The organism is Allobosea sp. P4_E12 (assembly GCF_056401655.1).
The window spans coordinates 1-3,983 of sequence record NZ_JBFUIY010000100.1 but is presented as its reverse complement, the minus strand read 5'-3'; the positions used below and the strand labels follow the sequence as shown (position 1 = coordinate 3,983).

Genomic DNA, 3,983 nt, shown 5'->3' with positions numbered 1-3,983 from the left:
CCCTTGGCGCGCTGATCGGTGCGATCGTCTTCAAGGTCGGGGGCGTCCCGCTGACGCTCTCGACCGCGGGTGGCGCGCTGATTTCCGGCCTGGTCTTCGGCTGGCTCCGTTCCGTGCGCCCGTTCTTCGGCCGCATTCCAAGTTCGACCGTCTGGTTCATGAACTCGGTCGGCCTGAACGTCTTCATCGCCTGCGTCGGAATTTCCGCCGGCCCCGGCTTCGTCAAGGGGCTGCAGACGCAAGGCGTTGGCCTCTTCCTCTGGGGCGCATTGGCCTCCACGCTCCCGTTGATCCTGTCCATGTATGCCGGGAAGTATGTGTTCAAATTCGATCCCGCCATTCTGCTCGGGGCCGTGTCCGGCGCACGTACCACCACGGCATCGCTCGGGATGGTCTGCGATATCGCGCACAGCCAGGTCCCGGCCCTGGGCTACACCGTGACCTACGCGGTCGGAAACACCCTTCTGACGATCTGGGGCATGGTGATCATCATGCTGCTGGCCTGACGCCGGCGCACACGCCAACAAACCCGCTGCACATGAAGAACATGGGGAAATGCCATGGACCTGGTGAAGTTACGCAGTTTCGCGACCCTCAGCCCCTTCGAGATCAAGGACGAACTGATCCGTCTCGCTAAACAGACCGCGCAGACCTCCTCGATCGCCCTTCTGAACGCCGGCCGCGGCAATCCGAACTGGGTCGCGATGACGCCGCGCGAGGGCTTCTTCCTGCTCGGGCAGTTTGCGATCACGGAAAGCAGGCGCGTGATGCACAAGGCCGCCGGCATTGGCGGCATGCCCAAGGCCGAGGGTATTGCCGAGCGGCTGGAGGACTGGCTCGCCGATCACAAGGACTCGCCCGGCGCCACCTTCCTCCGAGAGATGGTCGCCTTTGCCATCAATAAGTTCAGCTTCAAACCAGACGCCTTCGTGCACGAGCTCGTCGACTCGATCATCGGCGACAATTATCCGGTGCCTGACCGCATGCTCGTGCAYAACGAGCGCATCGTGCATGAATACCTGATGTGGGCGATGTGCGGGGAGCCGCACCCATCCGGCCAGTTCGACCTCTATGCCGTCGARGGCGGAACGGCRGCGATGTGCTACATCTTCAAGTCGCTGAAGGCCAACCGGCTCCTGAACCCGGGCGACACGATTGCCCTGGCGACCCCKATCTTCACGCCCTATCTCGAAATGCCGCATCTYGAGGATTACGGCCTCAACATCGTTTCGGTGGCCGCGCCTCAGGAAAACCGCTGGCAGTTCACCGACGAGGAACTCAAGAAGCTTGAAGACCCCAAGGTCAAGGCCTTCTTCGTCGTCAATCCGGGCAATCCCTATGCCGTTGCCCTGAGCGAGGAGACGATCGCCAAGATCGTGAAACTGGTCCAGACCAAGCGTCCCGACCTGATCATCCTCACCGACGACGTCTACGGCACCTTCGTCAAGGGTTTCCGTGGCCTGCTCGGCGCGCTCCCGCAGAATACAATCGGGGTCTACTCCTACTCGAAATATTTCGGGTGCACCGGCTGGCGGCTCGGCGTCATCGCCATTCACCGCGACAATATCCTGGACAAGGCGATCGCGAACCATCCGGAGAAGATCCTGACGGTGCTCGATACCCGCTATGGCCCGATCACGCTCAAGCCGCGCGAACTGAGACTGATCGACCGCATCGTCGCCGACAGCCGCGACATCGCCCTGAATCACACGGCCGGCYTGTCGCTGCCGCAGCAGGTGATGATGACCATGTTCTCGCTGTCCGAGATGATGGACGAGGCCAAGCTCTATCAAAAGACCTGCATGGATATCGTGAAGTCCCGCGTTGACCGGATGATCGAAGGATTGGGCATCGATGTGCCCGACAACCCCCTGCATGATCGCTATTACGGCCTGATCGATTTCGAGTTCTGGGCGAACAAATATGTCGGCCCCGAGGTGGTGAGCTACATGAAGGAGCACGTCCACCCGCTCGACATCGTCTTCCGCCTCGCCGAGGACCACGGCATCGTGCTCTTGAACGGCGGCGGCTTCCACGCCCCCGATTGGTCGGTGCGCGTCTCCTTCGCCAATCTCGACGACGAGGTCTACAGCCAGATCGGCCGCGCTACCCGCGCGGTGGCGCGTGGCTACCGCCAGGCCTTCGATGCCTACAATCTCGCTCTCGCCAAAAAGCCCTGACGCGCGAGAGCGGCAGGAGTGAAGGTGTGGGCAGGTGATTTCCTGCGTTCGGCAACCATCGGACATTCGATCAGTCACGACTTGATCGCATGTCCGAGTTCAATGCTGCGAGGCAAAGCATGAACTACGTCGTCGAAGCCCTGCGCAACAATCCCGAGCTCGCCATCTTCCTGACGATCGCTCTCGGCTTCCTGATCGGCAAGGCGAAGATCGGAGGCTTCAGCCTCGGCGTCGTCGTCGGCTGCCTGCTGGCGGGCGTCCTGGTCGGCCAGCTCGACGTCAAGGTGCCCCCGGCCGTGAAGACGGTCTTCTTCGACCTCTTCCTCTTCACGACCGGTTACAAGGTCGGCCCGCAGTTCTTTCGCGCCCTGAAGCGMGACGCGCTTCCACAAATGGCACTGACGGTGGTTCTGTGCGTCACATGCCTGCTCGTGGCGCTCGGCTTCGCGAGATTGCTGAACTTCGACATGGGCACGGCGGCCGGGCTTCTTGCCGGGGCGTTCTCCGAGTCGACCGTCATCGGAACGGCGGGCGAAGCGATCCAGCGGCTGAATCTTCCGCAGGCGGAGCGGACCGCGCTCATCAACAATATTCCCGTCGCCTACGCCGTCACCTACCTGGTCGGGACGGCGGCCCTGGTCTGGTTCCTGCCCAAGGTCGGGCCCAAGCTCATGGGTATCAACCTTCGCGAGATCGCGGCACAGCGCGCGGACAAGGCCGGTCCGGGCGCCGATGTGGAGGGCGTCACCTCCGCTGCCCGCTTGTTCGACGTTCGCGCCTATCGCGTCGAAAACCCGGTTCTGACCAACAAGACGATCACCGAGATCGAAGCGCTCATCAAGGAGACCCGTGCCTTCATCCTGCGCGTTCGCAGCGGKGTSGTKCTGTTCGGCCACGCTTCGGATCGCAGGATCCAGGCCGGCGACATTATTGCCATTATGGCGCGCCATGAGGTTCACGCCGCCCGCGGCGACCTGATCGGCCCCGAGGTGAGCGACCCCGAGCTGCTCGACATTCCGCTCGAGGCGCTCAACGTCATCGTGACAGCCCGCAGCATCGACGAGAAATCGTTGGCGGAACTGGTCGAAGCGGAGTTCGCGCGGGGGGTCTTCCTGTCCAAGCTGACACGCTCGGGCATTGAGATGCCGATCGAGCCGACGACACGCGTCAATCGTGGTGACGTCATGTCGTTGGTCGGGCCGYTGCCGGAAGTCGAGCGGGCCGCGACCGARCTCGGCTATCCCGACCGCCGCACTTCGGCCACCGACATGGTCTTCGTCGGCTTCGGGATCTTCCTGGGCGGCTTGTTCGGTCTGCTGACACTGGTCGTCTGGGGCGTGCCACTGACACTGACCGCCAGCGGCGGYGCGCTCTTCATGGGGCTCGTCTTCGGCTGGCTGCGCTCCGTCTACCCCTTCTACGGYCGCATTCCCGAGCCGGCGATCTGGATCTTCGATACGGTCGGGCTCTGCATGTTCATCGGCATCGTCGGGCTCGGCGCCGGCCCAAGTTTCGTCTCGGGCCTGAAGGCGACCGGCGTCAGCCTGATCCTGGTCGGCCTCGTCTCCGCGCTGCTGCCGCATACCATCGGCATTCTGTTCGGGCGCTACGTCCTTAAGATGGACCCGCTCATCGTGCTCGGCGCCTGCGCCGGGGCCGGCACCATCACGGCGGCGCTCAGGGCCATCCAGGACGAGGCCCAGAGCAGCATTCCGGCGCTGGGTTACACAGTGCCCTATGCCATCGGCAATATCCTGCTCACGGCCTGGGGGCCGATCCTGATCGGAATCATGTCGCGTTAGG

Annotated in this window: 3 protein-coding genes; all 3 read left to right on the top strand. The window is 63.1% G+C overall.

The window, feature by feature from the left end; translation table 11 throughout:
• On the top strand, positions 1-506 hold a 506-nt coding region (locus tag AC1DW9_RS36270), incomplete at its 5' end, for an aspartate-alanine antiporter-like transporter (protein ID WP_476855388.1).
• A gap of 54 nt (positions 507-560) precedes the next feature.
• Positions 561-2,180, top strand: coding sequence for an aspartate 4-decarboxylase (gene aspD, locus AC1DW9_RS36265; RefSeq protein WP_441490983.1), 1,620 nt, complete (start codon positions 561-563; stop codon positions 2,178-2,180).
• Between the two features lie 119 nt (positions 2,181-2,299).
• On the top strand, positions 2,300-3,982 hold the full coding sequence (gene aspT / locus AC1DW9_RS36260; RefSeq protein ID WP_476769656.1) for an aspartate-alanine antiporter: 1,683 nt from the start codon (positions 2,300-2,302) through the stop codon (positions 3,980-3,982).
• Position 3,983 lies beyond the last annotated feature (1 nt).